The organism is Halomonas sp. 707D4 (assembly GCF_024158685.1).
Taxonomy (GTDB): Bacteria; Pseudomonadota; Gammaproteobacteria; order Pseudomonadales; family Halomonadaceae; genus Vreelandella.
The window spans coordinates 1-5794 of the sequence record NZ_JAMZBD010000189.1 but is presented as its reverse complement, the minus strand read 5'-3'; the positions used below and the strand labels follow the sequence as shown (position 1 = coordinate 5794).

The 5794-nt window shown below is 66.8% G+C and carries 5 protein-coding genes; all 5 read right to left on the bottom strand.

Annotated features, from left to right (window positions below; genetic code table 11):
• Positions 1-1278 (bottom strand): type VI secretion system-associated FHA domain protein TagH (gene tagH, locus BIS11_RS09565; protein ID WP_253585974.1); only part of this gene is annotated, 1278 nt, incomplete at its 3' end.
• A 3-nt stretch (positions 1279-1281) separates the two neighbouring features.
• Positions 1282-2253 carry a type VI secretion system baseplate subunit TssG gene (gene tssG, locus BIS11_RS09560; protein ID WP_367399204.1) on the bottom strand — a complete coding sequence of 324 codons (972 nt, stop codon included), beginning with the start codon at positions 2251-2253 and terminating at the stop codon, positions 1282-1284.
• 14 nt (positions 2254-2267) lie between these two features.
• Positions 2268-4028 (bottom strand): type VI secretion system baseplate subunit TssF, encoded by a 1761-nt coding sequence (gene tssF, locus BIS11_RS09555; RefSeq protein WP_253421311.1) that lies wholly within the window; start codon positions 4026-4028, stop codon positions 2268-2270.
• 18 nt (positions 4029-4046) lie between these two features.
• On the bottom strand, positions 4047-4478 hold the full coding sequence (gene tssE, locus BIS11_RS09550) for a type VI secretion system baseplate subunit TssE (protein WP_253421310.1): 432 nt from the start codon (positions 4476-4478) through the stop codon (positions 4047-4049).
• Positions 4479-4491: 13 nt separating this feature from the next.
• A partial coding sequence (gene tssC, locus BIS11_RS09545; protein ID WP_253585973.1) for a type VI secretion system contractile sheath large subunit occupies positions 4492-5794 on the bottom strand: 1303 nt, incomplete at its 5' end.

Sequence of the window (5794 nt, the reverse complement as noted above, 5' to 3'; positions counted from 1 at the left end):
GAGCTCGCGGTAGTAGTGCTGGTACATCTCCCAGGCCCAGCCCTCCTCGTTCTCGATGCGGTTGCCCGCGCCCCGGTAGGCGTGAAAGCGCTTGAGCATCGCCTCCGGCGAGAAGGCATCGAGAATCGCCCCCAGCGCTTCCTTGATCGCCTCCTCGACCGCGGCCTGGTGCTGGCCCTGGTGGCGCAGGCTTTCGGCCACCGCCTCGGGGGCGGAGAGATGCACGTAGCTGCGCTGGGCCGAGAACATGGTTTCGGCGGTCTGCTCGAAATCGAGTCCCAGGCGCAGCGGGTTGTCCTCGATGGGCTGCAGGCGGCGGTCGCGCAGCGGGTACCTGCTGTCGTTCTGGGCCTGCTGCAGGGTGCGCAGCCCGTCGATGGTGGCGCGCAGGGTCTGCCCGGCCTCCTCGAGAAACGCCTGCTGCTCGCCGCTGTCACGAAACGCAAGATCGAGCCCCAGGCCCCGGAGCAGCGGGTCGGCGCCGACGTGGCTCAGCTCCTGCGACCTTGGCGCCTGCCAGCGGTCCTCGAGCTGCTCGCCTACCGAGCGTTCCAGGTCGTCCAGTTGCCGCTCATCCATGTCACTGCTCCTCTGCTTGGTGGTGCCGGTTAGGGATTTGATGCCGGGAAGACGTACCGCTTCCTCGCGCGGTTCGCGCGCGTTCTGCCCGTAGTGCTCGTGGCGGGTGAACGGCAGCGCGTCCAGCGGGTCGATGCCACGGCTGCTCGGTTCGCTGTCGTCGAGCGCTCTCATCGGGTCGTGCTGGAGCGAGCCGGGAATCACCCCGCCCAGCGCCTCGATCGGGTCCTCGCGCTGATCGAATTCGAGCTCGCCATTGCGCTCGCGCTGCAAGGGCCCGGTGCCGACGTCGCGGGTGACGTCCTCCTGCTCGTCGTCGACCAGGGTGGTGAGCGAATGCATGCCCGGCTGCCAGGCGTGGCGATTGCCCAGATGCACCTTGAGGCGGTAGACGCCGACGGTCAGCTCGTCGCCGTCGCGCAGCGCGACCTTGCGGTTGCGCCCCACCGGCAGCGTGGCGCCGTTGATGAAGGTGTAGCCGCTGGTGTCCACCAGGCAGAACTTGCCATCGACCTTGGTGATCTCGGCGTGGTGCGGCTTGATGCGTCGCGCCTGGTCCTGCAGCAGCCAGCCGTCGAACTCGCCGCTTCCGAGCGTGCCGCCGTCGCTTTGGAAGACGTGGCTGCTGGAGGAGCGGCCCTCGAGCTGTTCGCTGTTCAGGACCACTAGGGTGATGGCGTCAAACGGGTCGGCTTGCATGGCTTAACTCGTCATTTGAATACGGACGCGACGACGCGTGCTCTCTTCGTCGCTCTCGGGGTCCACGAAGGTGGTCCAGCCCAGCTGGCACGAGCCCGCGTCACCCAGACGCATCGGCTTGACCTCGCTCTCCAGCAGTTCGATCTCCAGGTCATAGGCCAGGGGCTCGCGCAGCACGAAGCTCACCAGGGTCTTGAGCGGCGCGTGCTCCTGGCCGTCGGGCAGAAAGTCGCGAAACCGCTCCAGGGTCAGGCCGCGCAGGCACAGGGCGAACTTGCCCTGCACGTCGGCGACGCGCTCGCCGGCCACCAGATCCTCGCCCAGGGTCATGCCGCCGAGCCCGGCGCGGCTGCGCTGGTCGAGCGGAATCTCCACCCAGCGCTTGACCCACTGCTCGATCTCGACGCGGGCCAGATCGAAGCAGTGGCTGACGATGCCGCAGACCACCTCCGGCGAGCGCGAGCGCCCCGCCAGAAGCCCGGCGTAGGCCAGCATCTTGCTCCAGTTGATCGGCGTCTCGCCGCGCAGCCTTTCGTCGGCCAGCCCCACCAGAGCGAAAACCGCCGCCGAGAAGCCGTCCCGGGCATCGTCCTGGTAGCGCACGTGGTGGCGGTACTTGCGCCAGTTGCGGTGCATCAGGGTCAGCAGGCGATGGTTGAAGAAATCCAGAAAATCCCCCGCGCTGCCCTCCTGGTGGGCCGAGGCGTGGGCCAGGGCTTCCAGGTAGTAGCTCGGCAGCGGCGACTGCGCCCCCTGCAGGCCCAGAAAGCTGACCTCCATGGCGTACTGGCCGCGCTCGCCGGCGTCCAGCGACAGCACGTCGCTGCCGGGAAAGCCCAGCGATGCCGAGGTGCGGTAGCTCACCCGCGAAAACGCCGGCACGCTACCGCCAGGCCGCTGCTCCAGATCGTCGTCGTGACGGCGGTGCAGCAGCTCGACGAGCTGGAAGAATTCGTAGCGGCGTGCCCGGTCCACCAGCGGCGCCGGCACTACATCAGGGGCTGCTGCCCCTCCTGCATGCTCCATACGTAGCGCTCTTGGTTGTGCCGGTTGATCACCTGCAGCTCGTGAAAGGCGTTGATGCTGGCGTACAGCGAGAGAAAGCGCGCCAGCACGCTGCCGAACAGGTACAGGCTGCCTTCGTCGCCGAAGGCCTCCTGATCCAGGGTCATGACCGAGCGCAGCCCGCGCACCGGCATGCCCCGGCGCAGCCGATCCACCGGCTGCGTATCGATGGCGACGATGCCCGACAGGCGTTTTTGCGCGATGCGTTCGGCCTGACGGTCGACCAGCGCGCGAAAGTCGTAGGCCTTGAGCACCGCGCAGAGCGCGTCGCGGTCGAGCAGCGACAAATAGTTCAACGACAGGTTCGAGATCAGCACCCACAAGAGCTTGTCGTCGATGGCCGGGCGCAGTACCGGCGTGGGCCGGGTGATGTTGCGAAACCCGGCGAAGGTGGGGCTGTTCTCGGTCTCCACGCAGATGTCGCCCACCGTCAACTGCTCGGGCAGCTCGCGATTGCTGCAGGTCAGTCGCAGCGATATCGTCTCGCGCCGCCCCAGGCACGCGGCTTCGTCGCCGCGCACGAAGGCGATGTCGTGATCGAAGCCATCGCCGCGCAGGCTCGCGCCGACCCGGGCGCGGTAGTAGAGCGACTCACGGCCGCGATCGCGCTCGATCTGGTGCTGGAAGCTCTCGAAGGGCACGTAGCGCCGGTCGCCGCTCTGGGCGCCGCCGCTGCCCTCGAGGCGGCCCTCCACCTCGTCGACGCTGAACACCTCGAAGTGCGACGGCGCCTTGCTGCTCGGGCGAATACGGTACTCGCTGCGCTCGCCGGTCAGGTCGATCGGCTCGGCGTCGTGCTCGAACAGGTTGATCGCCGGCGTGCAGTAGAGCGCCAGGTGCTCGTCCTGCAGGCGCGCGTCCGTGGGCAAGGGACGCTTGAACATGAAGCGCAGGGTCACCCGCGAGGCCGTGCGGGCCGGCATCACGTCGGCCAGCCCGTGGACATCGAAAAAGTGGAACGCCTCGGGAAAGCAGAGATACTCCTGCAGGATGCGATAGCCCTGGTGGACGTTGCGCGGGTACGGCAAGAGCGCCTGATCGGCCTCGAACCCCACGGCGCGCAGCGCGCTCGTCGGCAGGGTCCGGCGCTCGCCGTCCACCTCGAGTTCGAGGCGCCCCAGGTAGTGGCTCATCCACAGGTAGAGCGTGCGTGCGGTGTAGCCGTCGCCGCCCAGGTGAAGGCGCAGCGAATCGAGCCCGAGCTCGTTCATCGGCTGGTCGCTGTGCACGTCGAGCGCGAGCTCGACGATCGAGCTTTCGCGGGTATGGCGCGCGGTGACGCCGGCGTGGGCCAGCGGATGGAGCGCGACGTCGTGGCAGGTACGAAACAGGCAGGTCGTGCCCTCCACCGGGATGCTCGAAAGCTCGGTACCGCGCGCCACCTGCTGGCGTTGGCTCAACACGTGCCAGGCCGGGGTGAACTGCACCACCGCCATGCTCGGCACCGGGCGCAGGTAGTTGGGCCACAGCATGCCGATCAGCGAGTGGGTCAGCTCGGGGAACTCGTCTTCCACCTTCTCGCGCATCCGCCCGGTCAGAAAGGCGAAGCCCTCCAGCAGCCGCTCGACGTCCGGGTCGGTGCTGCGCTCGGAGAGAAAGCGGCTGAGCCCGGGGTTCGCCTCGGCGAACTCCCGGCCCTGGCGCTTCAAGAAGTTGAGTTCATCGCGATAGTAGCGGTTGAGCATGGGTGTCTCGCCGCGCCGTCAGTTGAGGCACTGATAGCGCTTGTTGTTGAGCAGCAGATCGATCGTGGCCTGGGTGCGGTCGTTGCCGAGGTCGACGGTGGCGTGCACCTGAAAGCGCAGCTGGAGGGGGTCGCCCGCGTTGGGCAGCGACTCCACCTCCACCCGCTTCACCCGGGGCTCGAAGCGCTCGATGCACTGGCGAATCGCCTGCTGGATGTTGAGCTCCAAGTCGAGCACGCCGATGGTGGCATCGTTGAAATCCAGAAGCCCGAGCTCCGGCGCGCAGGCACTGTTGCCCGGGTGGCTGTTGAGAAGCTCCACCAGGTGACGCTTGATCGACTCCACCACCTCGGCCAGCCGGTTCTGCTCGGTGAGCGCCTGCGGCTGGTGAGGGGTCGCCAGGCGCTCGAACAATCGGCTGCCCAGGCGCCCATTGCTGTGCGTGGCCATAGCGTGGCTTACCTCACTCCTTGTCGAGACGACCTACCAGGGAGAGTTCGAAGTTCGCTCCCATGTACTTGAAGTGCGGGCGCACCGACATCGACACCTGGTACCAGCCCGGCTCGCCCTCGACGTCCGATACCTGGATGGACGCAGCGCGCAGCGGACGACGGCTGCGAACGTCCGCCGGCGGGTTCTCCTGGTCGGCCACGTACTGGCGAATCCAGGCGTTGAGCTCGCGCTCCAGGTCCTGGCGCTCCTTCCAGGAGCCGATCTGCTCGCGCTGAAGCACCTTCACGTAGTGCGCCAGGCGGTTGATGATGAACATGTAGGGCAGCTGGGTGCCGAGCTTGAAGTTGGTCTCTGCCGCCTTGCCTTCCGCGGTATTGGGGAAGGTCTTGGGCTTTTGCACCGAGTTGGCCGAGAAGAACGCGGCGTTGTCGCTGCCCTTGCGCATGGTCAGCGAGATGAAGCCCTCTTCGGCCATCTCGAACTCGCGCCGATCGGTGATCAGCACCTCGGTCGGGATCTTCGCCTGGAGCTGGCCGAAGGCCTCGTAGGTGTGCACCGGCAGGTTCTCGACGGCACCGCCGCTTTGCGGGCCGATGATGTTCGGGCACCAGCGGTACTTGGCGAAGCTGTCGGTGAGCCGCTCGGCCAGCAGGTAGGCGGTGTTGCCCCACAGGTAGTGCTCGTGGTCTTCGCTGACCGTCTCGCGGTAGTTGAAGGTCTTGACCGGGTTCTCGATCGGATCGTAAGGCGTGCGCAGCAGAAAGCGCGGCGCGGTCAGGCCCAGGTAGCGCGCATCGTCGGAGTCGCGCAGGCTGCGCCAGCGAGCGTACTTGGGGCCTTCGAAGATGGCCTTCAGGTCCTTGATGTTGGGCAGCTCCTCGAAGCTGTCGATGCCGAAGAACGACGGCGCCACCGACGACATGAAGGGCGCATGCGCCATGGCCCCGACCGCTGAGGTGTACTGCAGGAGCTTCATGTCCGGGGTCGAGGGCGAGAAGTCGTAGTGGCCGATGATGCCGGCCACGGGCTCGCCGCCGAACTGGCCGTAACCCGCGTTGTAGACGTGGTGGTAGAGCCCGCTCTGGCTGACTTCCGGGGCGAACTCGAAGTCCTCGAGCAGCTCCTGCTTGGTGGCGTGGAGCACGTCGAGCTTGATGTTCTCGCGAAAATCGGTGCGGTCGACCAGAAGCTTCAAGCCGCGCCAGGCGGATTCGAGCTGCTGGAACTCCTGGTTGTGCAGCACCTCGTCCACCTGATGGCTGATCTTGCGATCGAGCTCGACGATCATGTCGTCGACGATGGACTTGTTGACC

What these genes read in the sequence shown, in the direction of transcription:
- tssF (WP_253421311.1), bottom strand. Translation starts at nt 4,028, where the DNA reads ATGCTCAACCGCTACTATCGCGATGAACTCAACTTCTTGAAGCGCCAG.
- tssE (WP_253421310.1), bottom strand. Translation starts at nt 4,478, where the DNA reads ATGGCCACGCACAGCAATGGGCGCCTGGGCAGCCGATTGTTCGAGCGC.